The 15,615-nt window shown below is 62.0% G+C and carries 20 protein-coding genes; 11 read left to right on the forward strand and 9 right to left on the reverse strand.

Annotated features, from left to right (window positions below):
- The first annotated feature begins 16 nt into the window (after window positions 1-16).
- The 3 genes from ACOZK4_RS18110 to ACOZK4_RS18120 all read left to right on the forward strand — a co-directional run bounded on the left by ACOZK4_RS18110 (window position 17) and on the right by ACOZK4_RS18120 (window position 1,673).
- Window positions 17-397 (forward strand): DUF2147 domain-containing protein, encoded by a 381-nt coding sequence (locus tag ACOZK4_RS18110; RefSeq protein ID WP_313528287.1) that lies wholly within the window; start codon window positions 17-19, stop codon window positions 395-397.
- 22 nt (window positions 398-419) lie between these two features.
- Window positions 420-1,310: a DUF1365 domain-containing protein gene (locus ACOZK4_RS18115; RefSeq protein ID WP_421593083.1), complete on the forward strand. Its 891-nt coding sequence runs from the start codon at window positions 420-422 to the stop codon at window positions 1,308-1,310.
- 168 nt (window positions 1,311-1,478) lie between these two features.
- Window positions 1,479-1,673 carry a hypothetical protein gene (locus tag ACOZK4_RS18120; protein WP_421593084.1) on the forward strand — a complete coding sequence of 65 codons (195 nt, stop codon included), beginning with the start codon at window positions 1,479-1,481 and terminating at the stop codon, window positions 1,671-1,673.
- Between the two features lie 163 nt (window positions 1,674-1,836).
- Here ACOZK4_RS18120 and ACOZK4_RS18125 read toward each other — a convergent pair whose 3' ends face one another.
- The 3 genes from ACOZK4_RS18125 to ACOZK4_RS18135 form a co-directional block, all read right to left on the reverse strand.
- A complete protein-coding gene (locus ACOZK4_RS18125; protein ID WP_421593085.1) occupies window positions 1,837-2,112 on the reverse strand; it encodes a PepSY domain-containing protein in 276 nt (91 codons plus the stop codon).
- 48 nt (window positions 2,113-2,160) lie between these two features.
- Window positions 2,161-2,352, reverse strand: a complete 192-nt coding sequence (locus ACOZK4_RS18130) for a hypothetical protein (protein WP_421593086.1) — start codon at window positions 2,350-2,352, stop codon at window positions 2,161-2,163.
- Window positions 2,353-2,433: 81 nt separating this feature from the next.
- Entirely contained in the window at window positions 2,434-2,646 is a 213-nt protein-coding gene (locus ACOZK4_RS18135; protein ID WP_313528297.1) for a hypothetical protein, read from the reverse strand.
- 224 nt (window positions 2,647-2,870) lie between these two features.
- On the opposite strand from ACOZK4_RS18135, the gene ACOZK4_RS18140 reads away from it, so the two are divergent.
- The 7 genes from ACOZK4_RS18140 to ACOZK4_RS18170 all read left to right on the forward strand — a co-directional run bounded on the left by ACOZK4_RS18140 (window position 2,871) and on the right by ACOZK4_RS18170 (window position 8,755).
- The gene (locus ACOZK4_RS18140; protein WP_421593087.1) at window positions 2,871-4,136 is read left to right on the forward strand and encodes a class I SAM-dependent methyltransferase; all 1,266 of its coding nucleotides are present in this window, start codon (window positions 2,871-2,873) and stop codon (window positions 4,134-4,136) included.
- Window positions 4,137-4,263: 127 nt separating this feature from the next.
- Window positions 4,264-5,304, forward strand: coding sequence for a cysteine synthase A (locus ACOZK4_RS18145; protein ID WP_421593088.1), 1,041 nt, complete (start codon window positions 4,264-4,266; stop codon window positions 5,302-5,304).
- Between the two features lie 5 nt (window positions 5,305-5,309).
- Window positions 5,310-6,053: an alanyl-tRNA editing protein gene (locus ACOZK4_RS18150; RefSeq protein ID WP_421593089.1), complete on the forward strand. Its 744-nt coding sequence runs from the start codon at window positions 5,310-5,312 to the stop codon at window positions 6,051-6,053.
- 12 nt (window positions 6,054-6,065) lie between these two features.
- Window positions 6,066-6,920 (forward strand): 3-mercaptopyruvate sulfurtransferase, encoded by an 855-nt coding sequence (sseA, locus tag ACOZK4_RS18155; RefSeq protein ID WP_421593090.1) that lies wholly within the window; start codon window positions 6,066-6,068, stop codon window positions 6,918-6,920.
- Window positions 6,921-6,922: 2 nt separating this feature from the next.
- Window positions 6,923-7,513, forward strand: coding sequence for a GNAT family N-acetyltransferase (locus tag ACOZK4_RS18160; protein ID WP_421593091.1), 591 nt, complete (start codon window positions 6,923-6,925; stop codon window positions 7,511-7,513).
- 100 nt (window positions 7,514-7,613) lie between these two features.
- A complete protein-coding gene (locus tag ACOZK4_RS18165; RefSeq protein WP_313528309.1) occupies window positions 7,614-8,174 on the forward strand; it encodes an OmpA family protein in 561 nt (186 codons plus the stop codon).
- Between the two features lie 113 nt (window positions 8,175-8,287).
- Entirely contained in the window at window positions 8,288-8,755 is a 468-nt protein-coding gene (locus tag ACOZK4_RS18170; RefSeq protein ID WP_421593092.1) for a DUF1203 domain-containing protein, read from the forward strand.
- A 47-nt stretch (window positions 8,756-8,802) separates the two neighbouring features.
- On the opposite strand, the gene ald is transcribed toward ACOZK4_RS18170, so the two are convergent.
- Complete coding sequence (gene ald / locus ACOZK4_RS18175; RefSeq protein ID WP_421593093.1) at window positions 8,803-9,921, reverse strand: alanine dehydrogenase; 1,119 nt, start codon at window positions 9,919-9,921, stop codon at window positions 8,803-8,805.
- Between the two features lie 157 nt (window positions 9,922-10,078).
- Between ald and ACOZK4_RS18180 the strand changes: the two genes are divergently transcribed.
- The gene (locus tag ACOZK4_RS18180) at window positions 10,079-10,540 is read left to right on the forward strand and encodes an Lrp/AsnC family transcriptional regulator (RefSeq protein ID WP_313528315.1); all 462 of its coding nucleotides are present in this window, start codon (window positions 10,079-10,081) and stop codon (window positions 10,538-10,540) included.
- On the opposite strand, the gene ACOZK4_RS18185 is transcribed toward ACOZK4_RS18180, so the two are convergent.
- The 5 genes from ACOZK4_RS18185 to ilvA form a co-directional block, all read right to left on the reverse strand.
- On the reverse strand, window positions 10,537-11,547 hold the full coding sequence (locus ACOZK4_RS18185) for a CorA family divalent cation transporter (protein WP_421593094.1): 1,011 nt from the start codon (window positions 11,545-11,547) through the stop codon (window positions 10,537-10,539). The genes ACOZK4_RS18180 and ACOZK4_RS18185 overlap by 4 nt on opposite strands.
- Before the next feature lie 15 nt (window positions 11,548-11,562).
- Complete coding sequence (gene ppk2, locus ACOZK4_RS18190) at window positions 11,563-12,471, reverse strand: polyphosphate kinase 2 (protein ID WP_313528319.1); 909 nt, start codon at window positions 12,469-12,471, stop codon at window positions 11,563-11,565.
- Between the two features lie 108 nt (window positions 12,472-12,579).
- Window positions 12,580-13,830, reverse strand: a complete 1,251-nt coding sequence (locus ACOZK4_RS18195; RefSeq protein ID WP_421593098.1) for a diguanylate cyclase — start codon at window positions 13,828-13,830, stop codon at window positions 12,580-12,582.
- A 157-nt stretch (window positions 13,831-13,987) separates the two neighbouring features.
- Window positions 13,988-14,302, reverse strand: coding sequence for an HlyU family transcriptional regulator (locus tag ACOZK4_RS18200; protein ID WP_421593095.1), 315 nt, complete (start codon window positions 14,300-14,302; stop codon window positions 13,988-13,990).
- Between the two features lie 64 nt (window positions 14,303-14,366).
- Entirely contained in the window at window positions 14,367-15,614 is a 1,248-nt protein-coding gene (ilvA, locus tag ACOZK4_RS18205) for a threonine ammonia-lyase (protein WP_421593096.1), read from the reverse strand.
- Between the last annotated feature and the right edge of the window lies 1 nt (window position 15,615).

The raw sequence follows: 15,615 nt of genomic DNA on the forward strand, positions 1-15,615 counted from the left end.
CTAGGAGGATGGATCGATGAAGATACTGGTTGTGACCGTATTCGCCGCCCTGATGCTCACCACTGCCGTGTCTCAGGCGCAGCAATCCGCAGATCCGAGCGGCATATGGCTGCGGGACGATGGTAATGCGCGCGTGCGCATCGCGCCTTGCGGCAGCAATATCTGTGCGACCAATCTCTGGATCGGCGATACCAGCAAGGGCGAGGAAGCCGGCGATCGTCTCGTCATGTCCCTTCAGCCGAAATCGCCGGACACACTCGCGGGAACGGCCTACGATGCCAAGCGTGATCGTACCTATTCGATCACCGTGCAGGTCTCCGAAAATGCACTTTTGACCCGTGGCTGCATTCTTGGCGGCGTCCTGTGCAAGAACGTGCACTGGCAACCGGCGAAATGACCGTTACGGCAGAGGACAGGGCATGAAGACCGACCGCATTACCAGCATGGTGGAGAACGGGCCACCACCCGCTGCCGCCGGCACCCTCTACGCCGGTAAGGTGATGCATCAGCGCCTCAATCCCTTCGGCCATCGTTTCATCTATACGGTTTTTTCCCTTCTGGTCGATATAGATCGGCTTGATGATCTCGCGAGCGGGTCCCGCCTGCTGTCGGTAAATCGACCAGGCATACTGTCTTTCCGCGAAAGCGACCATGTCGAGGAGAAGGGCGAGACACTACGCAGGTTCGCCGACCGCCTGCTGTCCCATGCGGGTCTCGACAAACCGGCCGCACGCGTTCTTTTGCTCGCGTACCCTCGCATGTTCGGTTACGTCTTCAATCCCCTTGCGACCTATTTCGCCTATGATGCCGAGGACCACCTCATCGCCATCATCTACGCCGTTCGCAACACGTTCGGTGAACGCCACAGCTACGTTGCGCCAATCCTCTCAGGCGAGGAAAGCCCCGCAGGTATCCGCCAGACACGCACGAAGATCTTCCATGTCTCACCCTTCATGGAGATGGGGCTTCGCTACCACTTCCGCATCCTGCCGCCGGGCAGAACCGTGCGCGTACGCATCCACGAAACCGCAGGCAGAGAGCCGCTGCTTGCCGCCACCTTCAACGCGGATGCCGCCCCGCTCACCGACAGGAACCTCGCCCGATATCTCCTGAAGTTTCCCTTCATGACCTTGAAAGTTATGGGCGGCATTCATTGGGAAGCTTTCAAGCTTTGGCTGAAGGGCGCCCGCTTTCATAAAAGCCCGCCGCCGCCGCCCATTGCCAGTTTTCGCGACGAGAGTGACGGGATGCGAAGCCCATCGTTAGAGACATCCGCTGATTACCAAGCTTCTCTTTGGAGGCCTTCATAACCTCTGCCTTCACGAGACAAGACGATTACATGCCAGGGTTGACATCGTAAATCGTCGGTCTTTCCCGGCCAGGCCCGAAGTCTGCGCGATGCAACAGCAGGCGGCGCCCTGGTTCTCGAATACGGTAATCACCAACCAAGCGTCTCACAGGCGTCCGCCGATAGCGCGATGCACGGAAATGCCGCTGGAGATTGGGCTTCACCGCTCTATCAAACCTATTATGATGTTCATGCATTCGGCCGAAGCATTGGTTCCCTTCCACAAATGACCATGGATATCGGGTTCCTCGGCGCAACGGTCGCCGATGCCGCAAGGTTGCAGGGAAATGAAGCTCAGAGCGGACTTTTGGCACCGCGCGATTGATGCCGCGAATTCTACTTTACCGACAAAAACCTCGTCTGGGAGTTCATACGCCAATTGATCGATTCCGGTATGCTAGAATTGCCAAGCGCCCGGAACTCATGACAAAGTTTAACGGCAGCTGCGGAATCGCCATGACCAACTGCGTCAGTCTTTCCAACAAAGGCTAATCCTGATCGACCGCCACGCCGCTCGATGCGTCGATGTTGATTTCGACACGGGCCTTATCCGTGGTGCGGTACTCAATTTCGTAATAGCCTTTATCTTTCCAAGACATAGAGTCCAGGCGCGCAAAATCCGGTCTGCTCTCTATCTCGGATAGGACCACCGAGGGCTTTTTGCCGGCTTCCGGCTTCGGGTTGTTCTTTGTGTCCTGGGAATACGCCGCCGCCGTAAGCCCGGCCCAGATGCCCAGCGCAAGGATCGCCATTCTCTTCGACATGCTAATCTCCATCATTTGGCGATATTAGGATATGCGCGACTTAGTATCCTAGCGCAGGTTTAGCGGCGGGCGCTTCGTGTTCATCTGGAGTTCGTGACGGGTGGCGAAACGGCCGAAGAGGAGGAGCAGCTTGCGCTCCTGGATCTTGTCTATGCCATTCTTGCGGCAATGCTCCACGACATCGTGGATTGCGCTGGTCTGGCGCGGAATGAATCGACGGATATCGATATGATGTGTCATGAACGCTCCTCCGTTAGAGTGGAGGAGAAATCCGCCAAGGGAGACTATGTTCCCCCCGGCGCGTTGTATTTTATGGACTTTTCAGGGAACGAGCCCTGCCCCCATCTGGCCGGCCATGCGGATGGTGCCGTAGTCACGGTCATGAGCGTTGCGTCGAAAGGCCTGGCTGTGCTCGCGCGGGCGGACGGAGCGGTCGGAAAGCGGTATGCCGATCATCCCGTCGGCAAAGGTGCCGGTCGCGACATCGTCCTCATGTTCGGTCGACTTGGTCTGAAACAATCCGAAAAGCATCATCCTATCTCCATTTTCCGTGCAAACGGGCGGACAGGGATTCCGTTCCCGTCGCCACGCCGGATAGACGCAAAATTAACCATGTTTGCTAACAGCTCGTTAAAGGCCGGGTATTTTTCAACCGTGCCACCGTTTCTCTGTGATCCGAATTCTCAAGATTAACGTCTTGGCGTTGAGAGGTATTGACGCTAGCTTTCCCTTACGTCGGGTTGGCAGAGGGGCAATCGATGACGATTGAATTGATTTCAGAAAAAGCATTTCCTGACGGCGTGCATCTGGCGCCGGAGACGATTACCGAACAAACGAAGGGATTGCCCTTCAAGGCGCAGCTTGTGCTTCGCGGTCTCATGAAGCTCGAAGCTGGCACACTCGCGATGACGATCCCCGGCGGACAGACCTTCGTCATCACCGGCAAGACGCCGGGCCCGCAGGCGGCCGTCACGCTCCATAACTGGAAACTCGTGCACAGCGCCATCGGCGGCGGGGCGATCGGCGTGGCGGAAAGCTACATGGACGGCGACTGGGAGAGCCCGGATGCCGGCGCCTTCATGGAGCTCATCCTCGTCAACACGAATGTGGTGCGCCACTATTCGAACGGTCCGCGCGGCCTCTTCCTGCTGGTGGAAAAATTCCGTCACTGGCTGAACGCCAACACCAAACGCGGCGCGCAACGCAACATCTCCGCCCATTACGACCTCGGCAACGCCTTTTACTCCGAATGGCTCGACCCGACGATGACCTATTCCTCGGCGCTCTATTCCCAGGGCGCAAACGACCTCACTTCCGCACAGCTTGCCAAATACCGGGCGCTGGCCGAGGCGACGGGCATCGGCCCTAACGACCATGTGCTGGAAATCGGCTGCGGCTGGGGTGGTTTTGCGGAATTTGCGGCGGGCGAGATCGGCTGCAAGGTCACGGGCCTGACCATCAGCCGCGAACAGCTCGCCTTTGCCCGCGAGCGCATGGCCAAGGCCGGGCTTGCCGACCGCGTCGAGCTGAAGTTCCAGGATTATCGCGACGAAACCGGCCTGTATGACCGCATCGTCTCCATCGAAATGTTCGAGGCCGTGGGCGAAAAATACTGGCCCGCCTATTTCTCCAAGCTCAACGAATGCCTGAAGCCCGGCGGCCGCGCCGGCCTGCAGATCATCACCATCCTGCAGGAAGCCTTCGAAGACTATAAGGCCAATCCCGACTTCATCCAGAAATATGTCTTCCCCGGTGGCATGCTGCCGACGCGCGAGCATCTCTCGGCGCTCGGCCGCCAGTTCGGGCTCGGCATGGCGTCGGATATCGGATTCGGCCCGGATTATGCCCGCACGCTCGCCGAATGGCGTCATCGTTTTTGGGCGGCCTGGGAGCGCATCGTGCCGCTCGGCTTCGATGAGCGGTTTCGAAAACTCTGGGAGTTCTACTTCTATTATTGCGAGGCGGGGTTTCGGGCGCGCAACATCGATGTGCGGCAGGTGGTTTACACGCGCCCGCTAGCCTAGTTCGCGCAGCGATGGAAAAAATCCCTCTTGAAGCCATTTTCCGGGGAACACGATTTCTTGCAAAGTGCTGCTTGCCGGCCGAAAAGACGGTTCCAAATCTAGGCACATAACGCGAGGCTCGTCTCCCATGTCCATTCTTCCGTCCGTTCTGGATGCAATCGGCAACACGCCGCTGATCCGCCTCAAGGGCGCATCGGAGGCCACGGGCTGCGAAATCCTCGGCAAGGCGGAATTTCTGAACCCTGGCCAATCGGTGAAGGACCGCGCAGCTCTGTCGATCATCCGCAAAGCGGAAGCGGCCGGGCAGCTGCGTCCGGGTGGCGTCATCGTCGAGGGCACGGCGGGCAACACGGGCATCGGCCTTGCGCTCGTCGCCAGGGCGCTCGGCTATCGTGCGATCATCGTCATCCCGGAAACCCAGAGCCAGGAAAAGAAGGACGCCATCCGCGGCCTCGGCGCCGAGCTGGTGGAAGTACCCGCGGTTCCCTACAAGAACCCGAACAACTATGTGAAGCTTTCGGGCCGGCTTGCCGAACAGCTCGCCAAGACCGAACCGAACGGCGCGATCTGGGCCAACCAGTTCGACAACGTCGCCAATCGGGATGCCCATATCGAGACGACCGCGCCGGAAATCTGGCGCGACACCAATGGCAAGGTCGATGGTTTCGTCTCCGCCGTCGGCTCCGGCGGCACGCTGGCTGGCGTGGCCGCGGGCCTTCGTGCCAAGAATCCCAATATCAAGATCGCGCTGGCCGATCCGGATGGCGCGGCACTCTACAGCTACTACACCAATGGCGAGCTGAAGTCCGCCGGCAGCTCGATCACCGAGGGCATCGGACAGGGGCGCATCACGGCGAACCTCGAAGGCTTCACGCCCGATTATTCCTACAACATCCCCGATTCCGAAGCCGTTCCGATCGTTTTCGATCTCATCGAGAACGAGGGCATCGCCATCGGCGGTTCCACGGCCATCAACATCGCCGGCGCGATCCGCCTTGCCCGCGACCTCGGTCCGGGCCACACGATCGTGACGATCCTCTGCGACTATGCTAACCGCTATCAGTCGAAACTCTTCAATCCGGACTTCCTCGATTCGAAGGGCCTGCCCGTTCCGGCATGGCTGAAGGCGAAATCGGCGATCAAGGTCCCTTATCAGCCGATCGAATAGGTCTCATGTCCCTTCCCACCACTGCCCTCTTTCGCGACGATTTCTATCTCTCGACACATGAGGCAGTGGTGACGGCGGTGCACGAGGACGGCGGCATCGAGCTCGACCAGACCTGCTTTTATGCGACATCCGGCGGCCAGCCGGGCGATACCGGTTTCCTGGAGCGCGCCGACGGCAGCCGCATCGCGCTCGGCCCGGCCGTTACGGGCGTTACCAAAGAGATCATCATTCACCGCCCGCTGGAGGGCCAAGCGACGCCTATCGTCGGCGAGACGGTCGTTGCCCATATCGACTGGGCGCGTCGCTACAAGCTGATGCGCATGCACACCGCCTGCCACCTGCTCTCCGTCGTCTGCCCCTACCCGATCACCGGCGCGGCGGTCGGCGAGGACGACAGCCGGGTGGATTTCGACATGACCGATACCATCGAAAAGGATGCGGTGACGACGAAGCTGATGAAGCTCGTCGAGGAAAACCATCCGATCTTTGTGAAATGGATCACCGACGCGGAGCTTGCCGCCAATCCCGGCATCGTCAAATCCAAGAACGTGCGCCCGCCCATGGGGCTCGGCCGCGTCAGCCTCGTTTGCATCGGTGAGAATTCCTCCATCGACAGCCAGCCCTGCGGCGGTACGCATGTGTCGGAAACGCAGGAAGTCGGCGCCATCCACATTTCCAAGATCGACAAGAAGGGCAAGGAGAACCGCCGGTTCCGCATCCGCTTCGGTGCGCCCGGTTCCGAGGCCTGAGGGAGTACAGATATGTCCAACGACAAGAGCAAGTTCGTCGTCTCGGCGGATTGGGTGGAAAAACAGCTGGGCGCGCCGGAGTTCCGTATCGTCGATGCCTCCTGGTATCTGCCGGCGCAGAACCGCAATGGCGCGGCCGAATATGCCTCGGGCCATATTCCCGGCGCCGTGTTCTTCGATCAGGACGTCATCGCCGACCATGCCGTCAGCCTGCCGCACACCATCCCTTCACCGGAATTCTTTGCCGCCGAAGTCGGCAAGCTCGGCATTTCGGATACGGACACCATCGTCGTGCATGACGGTCCGGGCATCTTCACCGCGCCGCGCGTGTGGTGGCTGTTCCGCACCATGGGCGCGAAGAACGTTTTCGTCATGGATGGCGGCATCGATGGCTGGAAGAAGGAAGGGCGCCCGCTGACGACCGACCTGCCGGAGCCGGCACCCGCCGTTTTCCGCACCAATTTCAACCCCTATGCCGTCACCTCCTTCGAGGAGATGCGCGGCATCGTCACGACGGGCTCGAAGCAGATCGCCGATGCGCGCGGTGCAGGCCGCTTCACCGGCGAAGAGGCGGAGCCGCGCGCCGGCATGCGCTCCGGCCATATGCCGGGCGCGAAAAGCATGCCGTCGGGCACATTTTCCGTGGATGGCAAGTTCAAGGATCTCGCGAGCCTGCGCCGGCATTTCGAGCTATCCGGTATCGATCTCTCCAAGCCGGTCGTCACCAGCTGCGGCTCGGGCATCACGGCGGCGATCATCACGCTTGCCCTCCATTCCCTGGGCCATGAGAACAACACGCTCTATGATGGGTCCTGGTCGGAATGGGGCGGCCGTCAGGATACGCCCGTCGTGACCGGAAAGGACTGACCATGGCGAAGAAAGTCCAGTCCGCGCCCATCGCGGTTCATATCACCGCGCTCGAAATGACCGCACCGCCCAAGCAGAGCCTGCCGGTGCCGGTCAACGTGCACACGGCCATCCTCAGCGCGCCGGAAATCCCACTGGCCTTCTATCGTTTCCTTTACCGGCAGGTCGGCAGCCGCTGGCACTGGGTCGATCGGCTGCGGATGGATGACGCGACGCTGGCCGCCACGCTTAACAACAAGCGCAACAGCGTGACCGTACTCTATGTCAACGGCGCGCCGGCCGGCTTCTTCGAGCTCTTGCAGGTCGATGATGACACGATCGAGCTTTCGCATTTCGGCCTGCTCGAGCGGGCACTCGGCCTCGGCATCGGCAAATGGTTCCTGCTCCAGACGCTCTACGCTGCCTGGGCGCTCGGCCCCAAGCGCGTGACCGTCACGACAAACAATCTCGACCATCCGCGCGCCCTCCAGCTCTACCAGATGTTCGGCTTCTCGCCGGTCGGCACGCGCGACGCAGAAGTGGTGCCGCTTTCGGACGCCGAACTGCTGGCGCTCGCCAAACGGGACTGTCTGATGCCGGCGGAACCCCGTTAAACAATCTGAACGGGAGTTAAAGGCGGGGTTCAGGTCTCCTTCAGATCGCAAATGGCACTTTGGCGCCAACAGACGATCAAAGACCAAGGAGACCACCCCGATGCAACGCCGCGCCTTCCTGACCGCGCTTTCCGCCGCTTTCGCCGCCCCGCTCCTCTCGAGCCTTGCTCATGCGCAGGAAACCCCGTCGGCGGAAATCATCCTGCGCCGTCTCGATGCCGCACCCTCGCGTCGTTTGCGCAACGAGGAACGCGTGACGGTGCGCGAATTCAAGCGCCGGCCGGATCTGCGCGGCGCAGCGCCGTCGATCAACATCCAGTCGATCAACTTCGCCTTCGGCTCGGCGGAAATCCCGCATTCGGAATATCGCAAGGTGCGCCAGATCGCACGTGCCATGGAGCAGCTGCTGCGTCGCCGCCGCCACGCCGTCTTCCTCATCGAAGGCCATACGGACGCCGTCGGCTCGTTCGAATCGAACCAGATCCTGTCCGAACGCCGCGCCGAATCGCTGAAGCGCGTGCTGGTGCAGGAATTCCTCCTCCCCGCCCGCGCCCTCGAAACGGTCGGTTACGGCGAGGAATACCTGCTGGTGCAGACCCAATACGAGGAGTGGCGCAACCGCCGCGTCACGCTGCGCCGCATCGACGAATTCGTTCGCTAACCCCTCCAACCGCCGGCCTCGCGCCGGTGGTTTCGATTCCCGTGGCAAGTATCGGGTGTCGCCACATGCGGGAATGACGAAGATGGCGTCCTGTCCAATAACCGGAGCCCTCCATGTCAATCCGCTTCCTCCCCATGCCCACCGAAACCGCCACCGCCTATTGGAACGGCGGCGACGATGCCTATGGCTTGAAGCCGGAACGGCAGGTGTCCGATGGCGACGGCGTGCCCTGCCGGCATTGTCTGCGGCTCGTCGGTGCCGGCGAGCCCTATCTGATCCTCGCCCACCGCCCCTTCCCGGCCCTCCAGCCCTATGCGGAGACCGGGCCGATCTTCCTGCATGCAGAACCCTGCGTCGCGCACGAGCCGTCCGAGGACATGCCGCCTATGCTGACCAGCCGCGATTATATCGTGCGCGGCTATTCCTCGGAAAACCGCATCCTCTACGGCACCGGCGCCGTGGTGCCGAATGCCGATATCCCGACCTATGCGCAGGACCTGCTCAACCGCGCGGACATCGCCTATCTGCACATCCGCTCGGCCCGCAACAACTGTTACCAGTGCCGCGTCGAGCGGGCATGAAAAAGGCCCGGATCGCTCCGGGCCTTCTCATTTTCGCGTCTGAAAAATCAGGCGACGTTCAGGACAGCTTCCGGCGCGAAGGCATCGTAGCCGAGGGCTTCGGCTACCGGAGCGTTCGTCACGCGGCCCTTGTGCACGTTGAGGCCGGCACGCAGGTGGCGGTCTTCGGCAATGGCCTTGAGGCCCTTGTCGGCCAGCTGGAGACCATAGTGCAGCGTTGCGTTGTTCAGCGCATGCGCCGAGGTGACCGGCACGGCGCCCGGCATGTTGGCGACGCAATAGTGCACCACGCCGTCGACTTCATAGGTCGGGTCGGAATGGGTGGTGGCATGCGAGGTCTCGAAGCAGCCACCCTGGTCGATGGCGACGTCGACGATGACGGCGCCCTTCTTCATGCCCGAGAGCATTTCGCGGGTGACGAGCTTCGGTGCGGCCGCGCCGGGGATCAGCACCGCACCGATGACGAGATCGGCGGAGAAGACTTCCTCTTCCAGCGCATCGATCGTCGAATAGCGCGTGTGGATGCGGCCGCCGAAGAGATCGTCGAGCTGGCGCAGGCGCGGGATCGAACGATCGAGGATGGAGACATCGGCGCCGAGACCGGCGGCCATCTTGGCCGCATGCAGACCGACGACGCCGCCGCCGATGATCGCGACCTTGGCCGGCAGCACGCCGGGCACGCCGCCGAGCAGGATGCCGCGGCCGCCATTGGCCTTCTGGAGTGCGGTGGCGCCCGCCTGGATGGAGAGACGACCGGCGACCTCGGACATCGGCGCGAGCAGCGGCAGGCCACCGCGGTCATCCGTCACCGTCTCGTAGGCGATGGCCGTGACGCCGGAGGCGAGCAGGCCCTTGGTCTGCTCCGGATCGGGCGCGAGATGCAGGTAGGTGTAGAGAATCTGTCCGTCGCGGAGCTGCGCCCATTCGGCGGGCTGCGGTTCCTTGACCTTCACCACCATGTCGGACTTCTGGAAGATATCCGCGGCGGTGGCAACGATTTTCGCGCCGGCGGCGCGGTAGGCATCGTCGTCAGCGCCGATGCCGGCGCCGGCCTTGGTTTCGATGATGACATCGTGGCCATGCGCCACATATTCGCGAACAGCACCCGGCGTCAGACCGACCCGATATTCGTGATTCTTGATTTCCTTCGGACAACCGACACGCATGCGCGTTCCTCTCCTGTCTCGTTTCCGTTTCCGCCACTCCCAGCGGGACCACAATGGAACCAGAGGACGCGCGCAATGTCCTTGCAAAGCGCGTTTGCGAAACCGCTCCTTATCGAATATTATTCGAATATAAGCACAATTTTCGAAGGATATTCGAATGTCGCAACTGGATGCGATCGATACTGCGATCCTGAAGGTGATCCAGCAGAACGGCCGGATCTCAAATGCTGAACTGGCCGAGCGCGTCGGCCTGTCGCCTTCGGCCTGCTCGCGCCGCCTCGATATTCTGGAAAAATCCGGCGTCATCAACGGCTATCACGCCCGCGTGTCGCCAAAGGCGCTCGACTACAAGATGATCGCCATCGTGCACATTTCGCTGTCGGGCCAGTTCGCCAAGACGCTCGCCGAGTTCGAATCGGCGGTCAAGCTCTGCCCAAACGTGCTGGTCTGCTACCTGATGTCCGGGGAATACGACTATATCCTGCGCGTCGCCGCCAAGGATCTGGAGGACTACGAGCGCATCCACCGCGACTGGCTGTCGGCCCTGCCCCACGTGGTGAAGATCAACTCGAGTTTCGCGCTGCGCGAAATCATCGACCGGCCGAATGTCGGCATCTAGAACCGCAAATTGATGCCGGCGCGGCGCAGCAGCCAGTAAAACAGCGCGGTTGCGCCGATCCCGAGCATCATCGCCCAGAAGAAGCCCGTTTCGCCGACGCTGAACGGCAGGCCGGCCGTATTCATGCCGAAGACGCCGACGACGAGCGTGCCGGGCAGCAACAGCGCGCTCATCACGGCCATGGCCTTCAGGCTGCGGTTCGATTCGTCCGCCAGCTCGGCTGCCATTTCCTCCTGCAACAGGCGGGCACGGTCGTTGACCATGACGATTTCGCGATCGAGCCGTTCGAGACGCATGGACAGGCGTCGTAGCACCGCATGGGCATTGTCCGAGAGCGTCCAGTCCTCCCGGTCCTCCTCCTCGAACAGCGCCACCATGCCGGCGACGGGCCGGTGCAGCGATACGGCAAGGCGGCGGACCTCCTTGAGGCTTCGGCGCTCGTCGCTCAGCCGCTCCGTGACGAGCCGATCCTCTACCGCATCGAGCATGGCGGAGGCTTCCTTCAGCTTGATCGCGGTGTTCTTGCAGAAGGCCGCGACGATCGCCTCGAAAAGCTCGTAGGCCGTCGACGGGCAAAACCCCTCGGCAAAGGCGCGGCGAACCCGGTTCACCGCCTCCACGGGATGGCGCCGCCCGGTAACGAGCAAGCGCTCCGTCAGCGCAAAATGCAGCCGCCCCACCGTGGTGGAAGCGCGTTCCGTCTCCTGCTGCTGGAGATCGGCGATGACGCCATGCGTCATGCCGGCCTCATGGCCGAGCACGAGGCTTTCGTCATGACCTTCGAGGATTGCGCGTGCGGCGGTCGGCAAGGCGCAACGGCCGGGCAGCCAGGCTTGCGTGCGCTGATCGACGAGATCGACATGCAGCCAGACCCAGCCATCCGGCGCAGCCAGCACCGCCTCGATATCCTGCGGCGCGACGGGCACGACAGGCCCACCGGGCAAGGCCCGATAGGCGCCGACGAGGCCTGGCGCGAGCCCCCGTTCCGCCTGGTCGAGAAGGTTCAAGGGCGGAGGCCGACGTCAGTAGACGTCCGGGACATACATCTCATCCGGCGGCTCGTTGCGGATATAGTCATCGTGGCGCACGCGCTCCGGCAGGTCGATCGATGGCTTCGGCACATCCTCATAGGGCACCTGCGTGAGAAGATGGGCGATGCAGTTGAGACGCGCCTTCTTCTTGTCGACGGCCTCGACGATCCACCATGGCGCTTCCGGGATGTGGGTGCGCGCAAGCATCTCTTCCTTGGCCTTGGTGTAGTCTTCCCAGTGGACACGGCTTTCCAGGTCCATCGGCGACAGCTTCCACTGCTTCAGCGGATCGTGGATGCGCATGCGGAAACGGAATTCCTGCTCCTCGTCGGTGATCGAGAACCAGTATTTGATGAGGATGATGCCGGAGCGCACCAGCATGCGCTCGAATTCCGGCACGGAGCGGAAGAACTCTTCCAGCTCCTCCGGCGAGCAGAAGCCCATGACGCGCTCGACGCCGGCGCGATTATACCAGGAGCGGTCGAACAGCACCATTTCGCCGGCGCTCGGCAGATGGGCGGCATACCGCTGGAAATACCATTGATCGCGCTCGCGCTCGGTCGGTGCCGGAAGCGCCACGACGCGGCAGACGCGCGGATTGAGCCGTTGCGTAACGCGCTTGATGGCACCGCCCTTGCCGGCGGAATCGCGGCCTTCGAACAGCACGACGACCTTGAGCTTCTTGTGCTGCACCCAGTCCTGCAGCTTCACCAGCTCGTGCTGGAGGCGAAACAGCTCGCGGAAATAGACCCGGCGCTCCAGCGTTGCCGCCGGCACTTCGGACATGCCCTCGGCGACGAGTTCGTCGAGACGCTCCTCCTCGATCTGCATTTCCAGCTCCTCATCGAAGCTGTCGGCGATTTCGGCCTTGATGCGGTTCAGATGGTGGTCTTCGAACATGATCGATATCCGTTCATGGAGAGGCTGCCCTGCCCGTATAGGAAGCGCATATGAACCTTTTGTGACGGTCGATTGTTCAGCCGGCAAGCGTCGAAAAACGGCGCGGTCCTATTCGGATATCACGCGGTTGCGGCCGGCATTCTTGGCGGCATAGAGCCTGTTATCGGCGGCCGAAAGCAGCGCGTTCAGCGTCGTGCCGTCGGCATAGCTGTTGGCGACGCCGATGCTGACCGTGACCGGCACACCATCCGGCCGGCGAATTTCCGCCTCGACGGTCCGGCGAAGTGCTTCGGCGCGCTCCGATCCGGTTGCCGGTGCGATATCCTCGCAGATGACGACAAACTCCTCCCCGCCGAAGCGGAAGAGGCGGTCATTGGTCCGTAGCGCGCGTTGCAGGCAGGCGGCGGTGTCCTTCAGCACACGGTCGCCGGCAAGATGGCCGAAGCGGTCGTTGACCTCCTTGAAGTGGTCGGCATCGATGATCATCAGTGCCATCGGCTTGCCATCGACCAGCATGGACGAGAGCACGCGCGGCGCCTCGAACTCCAGACGGCTGCGATCATAGACGCCGGTCAGCGCATCGCGGCCGGAGCGATCCAGCAGGTCCTCGTATCGCTCGCGGAAGGTCAGATCGGCGAAAATGTCGGCAATCGGCCGGGGCGAGACGGGAATGGCGGAGATGCGCGAATAGTGGAGATAGGCGGTGATCAGCGCCGCGTAGGCGCAGGCCGCCATCATCTTGGCGATCCAGCCGCCCCAGAAGACGGCAATCGGCGCGCCGTTCAGGACATGCAGTGCGGAATAGAAACCGATCTGGTCGAAGGTGAGTACCGCCACGCCCGAAACGAAGAAACGCATCGCCGTGCTCTTCTTGAAGACGCGCCCGAGCCGCTCGTAGAGCAGGATGATAGCGAGCGCGTCGACATAGAGCAGCATCGTGCCCCACAGCATCAGCCAGCCCATCTCGTCGATGAAGGCAAGGTCGGCGATACGGCCCGGCACCGCACCGATCGTCTGGTGGTGGCGCAGGAAGAAACTCAGGCCCACCGTCAGGAAGTTGCCGGCAAGCAGGCCGTAGATCGGCGCGCGCACGACGGCCGCGTCCTCCTTCACATAGAGAAGAAGGATCATCATCAGCTTGCCGGAGAACAGCACCGAGGAGCCCGGCGAAATCACGCCGAAGGGCAACTCGATATAGAAGACGGCGGCGAGATAGGTCTCGAGGAAGTGCATCACCCCGAGGGCCGCGACGAAGACGCCGATGCCAAGCTGATGGCGCAGGTGCAGCAGGCCCACCATGAAGACGAAATAGAACCCGGCCTCGACGAGAAGCAGGATCAGATTTTCAGTACCCATGATCGGTCCGCAGAATTCCTCGACTGCCGGCAGCTAACAACACCGGCAGAGTCGCAACAAGTCACTAATCCTGCGGATACAGGCATTCGCACCGGCACTCCAGCGCCCGAACACTTTTCGTATGACTTTTATGGCCCCCAAACGGCTTTATCCAACAGGATCACACCTGCCGGCTGTCAACGCCGTCGCTGAACAGGGAGGCGCCGTGCTGGTCGGCGATCTGCTTTGCCTTGCGGAAGGTCGATGCGACCGTGTCGTCCCGCGAGGAAAACAGATCGGCGCGGATGAAGCTGCGGGTCAGCACCCGGTCGCCATCCCGCTTTTCGATGCGCCCGGCAAGGCGGTACTGGCCGCCTTCCTGGATGGGGGCTGCGACGAGGGTCAGGTCGTTATATGCCTCGGTTTCCTCCGCCGCTTTTGCCGGAGTTGCCGTATCGCCGCCGCGACCGAAGAGTTTTGAAAAGAAAGAAGCCATGGCCGATTGCTAACACAGGCCGGGACGCCCTCCAAGAGGCGAGCGTACCGAACCGTACGTGTCCCTAGATGATGAGGTTTGCGAGAATTTCGTTCTCAGTGATGTCCTGATAGCCCATGCCCGCGCCGTCGAAGGCCTTCTTGAGCGCCACGAAATTCTCGGGCGCCTTGGTTTCGAGGCCGATGAGGATCGAGCCGAAATTGCGCGCGGACTTCTTCAGATACTCGAAACGGGCGATGTCATCGTCCGGGCCGAGCAGGTTGAGGAAATCGCGGAGCGCGCCGGGGCGCTGCGCGAGGCGCAGGATGAAGTATTTTTTCAACCCCTTGTGGCGCATCGCGCGTTCCTTGACGTCGGGCAGGCGCTCGAAATCGAAATTGCCGCCGGAGACGACGGCGACGACCGTCTTGCCTTCCAGCGTCTCGCGGCCGAGTTCCTCCAGCGCCGCCAGCGACAGCGCGCCCGCCGGCTCCAGCACCACGCCCTCGACATTCAGCATGTCCACCATCGTCACGCAGATCGCGTTTTCCGAGAGCAGCATGACCTGGTCGGCGGAGAACCGGCGAAGGGCAGAGAAATTCAGCGCGCCGATCTGGCCGACGGCGGCACCGTCGACGAAATTGTCGACGGTTTCGAGCGTCACCACCGCGCCGCTTTCCAGGCTGCGCTTGAGGCTCGGCGCACCGGATGGTTCGCAGAACAGGAAGCTCGACGGGCCGATCATGCTTTCGAAATATCCCGTGACGCCCGACGCGAGGCCACCGCCCCCGACCGGCAGGACCACGAGATCCGGCAGCTTGCCTTCGCCGAGCTGTGCGACGATTTCCGCCGCAACGGTCGCCTGCCCCTCGATGATATCGGCATGGTCGAAAGGCGGCACCATCAGCGCGCCGGTCGCCTCCGCATGGTCGCGGGCGGCCTTGTAGCACTGGTCGAAGAAGTCGCCGACGAGCTTGATCGTGACGAATTCGCCGCCGAACATGCGCGTCTTGTCGATCTTCTGCTGCGGCGTCGTCACCGGCATGAACACCACGCCCGGTACGCCGAAATGGCGGCAGACGAAGGCAAAGCCCTGCGCATGGTTGCCGGCCGAGGCGCAGACGAAGCTGCGCGCGGCGTTTTCCTGAGCCAGCACCTTGCGGAAGAAGTTGAACGCGCCGCGGATCTTGTAGGAGCGCACCGGCGAAAGGTCTTCGCGCTTCAGGTAGATCTCCGCGCCATAGCGGGCGGAAAGGTGTTCGTTCAGCTGGAGCGGCGTTTCGGGGAAAAGACCGCGCAAGGCCTCCATGGCCGCGTCGACATCGGGTTTCATG

This window comes from Shinella sp. M27 (assembly GCF_049199905.1).
In the GTDB taxonomy this organism is placed as follows: Bacteria; Pseudomonadota; Alphaproteobacteria; order Rhizobiales; family Rhizobiaceae; genus Shinella.

Bases quoted from the DNA above. Each gene is read 5' to 3' on its own strand.
- ilvA (WP_421593096.1), bottom strand. From the start codon at position 15,614: ATGAAACCCGATGTCGACGCGGCCATGGAGGCCTTGCGCGGTCTTTTC.
- ACOZK4_RS18165 (WP_313528309.1), top strand. From the start codon at position 7,614: ATGCAACGCCGCGCCTTCCTGACCGCGCTTTCCGCCGCTTTCGCCGCC.
- ACOZK4_RS18180 (WP_313528315.1), top strand. From the start codon at position 10,079: ATGTCGCAACTGGATGCGATCGATACTGCGATCCTGAAGGTGATCCAG.
- sseA (WP_421593090.1), top strand. From the start codon at position 6,066: ATGTCCAACGACAAGAGCAAGTTCGTCGTCTCGGCGGATTGGGTGGAA.
- ACOZK4_RS18200 (WP_421593095.1), bottom strand. From the start codon at position 14,302: ATGGCTTCTTTCTTTTCAAAACTCTTCGGTCGCGGCGGCGATACGGCA.
- ACOZK4_RS18120 (WP_421593084.1), top strand. From the start codon at position 1,479: ATGCACGGAAATGCCGCTGGAGATTGGGCTTCACCGCTCTATCAAACC.
- ACOZK4_RS18140 (WP_421593087.1), top strand. From the start codon at position 2,871: ATGACGATTGAATTGATTTCAGAAAAAGCATTTCCTGACGGCGTGCAT.
- ACOZK4_RS18135 (WP_313528297.1), bottom strand. From the start codon at position 2,646: ATGATGCTTTTCGGATTGTTTCAGACCAAGTCGACCGAACATGAGGAC.
- ACOZK4_RS18110 (WP_313528287.1), top strand. From the start codon at position 17: ATGAAGATACTGGTTGTGACCGTATTCGCCGCCCTGATGCTCACCACT.
- ACOZK4_RS18125 (WP_421593085.1), bottom strand. From the start codon at position 2,112: ATGTCGAAGAGAATGGCGATCCTTGCGCTGGGCATCTGGGCCGGGCTT.
- ACOZK4_RS18145 (WP_421593088.1), top strand. From the start codon at position 4,264: ATGTCCATTCTTCCGTCCGTTCTGGATGCAATCGGCAACACGCCGCTG.
- ACOZK4_RS18160 (WP_421593091.1), top strand. From the start codon at position 6,923: ATGGCGAAGAAAGTCCAGTCCGCGCCCATCGCGGTTCATATCACCGCG.
- ACOZK4_RS18150 (WP_421593089.1), top strand. From the start codon at position 5,310: ATGTCCCTTCCCACCACTGCCCTCTTTCGCGACGATTTCTATCTCTCG.
- ppk2 (WP_313528319.1), bottom strand. From the start codon at position 12,471: ATGTTCGAAGACCACCATCTGAACCGCATCAAGGCCGAAATCGCCGAC.
- ald (WP_421593093.1), bottom strand. From the start codon at position 9,921: ATGCGTGTCGGTTGTCCGAAGGAAATCAAGAATCACGAATATCGGGTC.
- ACOZK4_RS18130 (WP_421593086.1), bottom strand. From the start codon at position 2,352: ATGACACATCATATCGATATCCGTCGATTCATTCCGCGCCAGACCAGC.
- ACOZK4_RS18115 (WP_421593083.1), top strand. From the start codon at position 420: ATGAAGACCGACCGCATTACCAGCATGGTGGAGAACGGGCCACCACCC.
- ACOZK4_RS18170 (WP_421593092.1), top strand. From the start codon at position 8,288: ATGTCAATCCGCTTCCTCCCCATGCCCACCGAAACCGCCACCGCCTAT.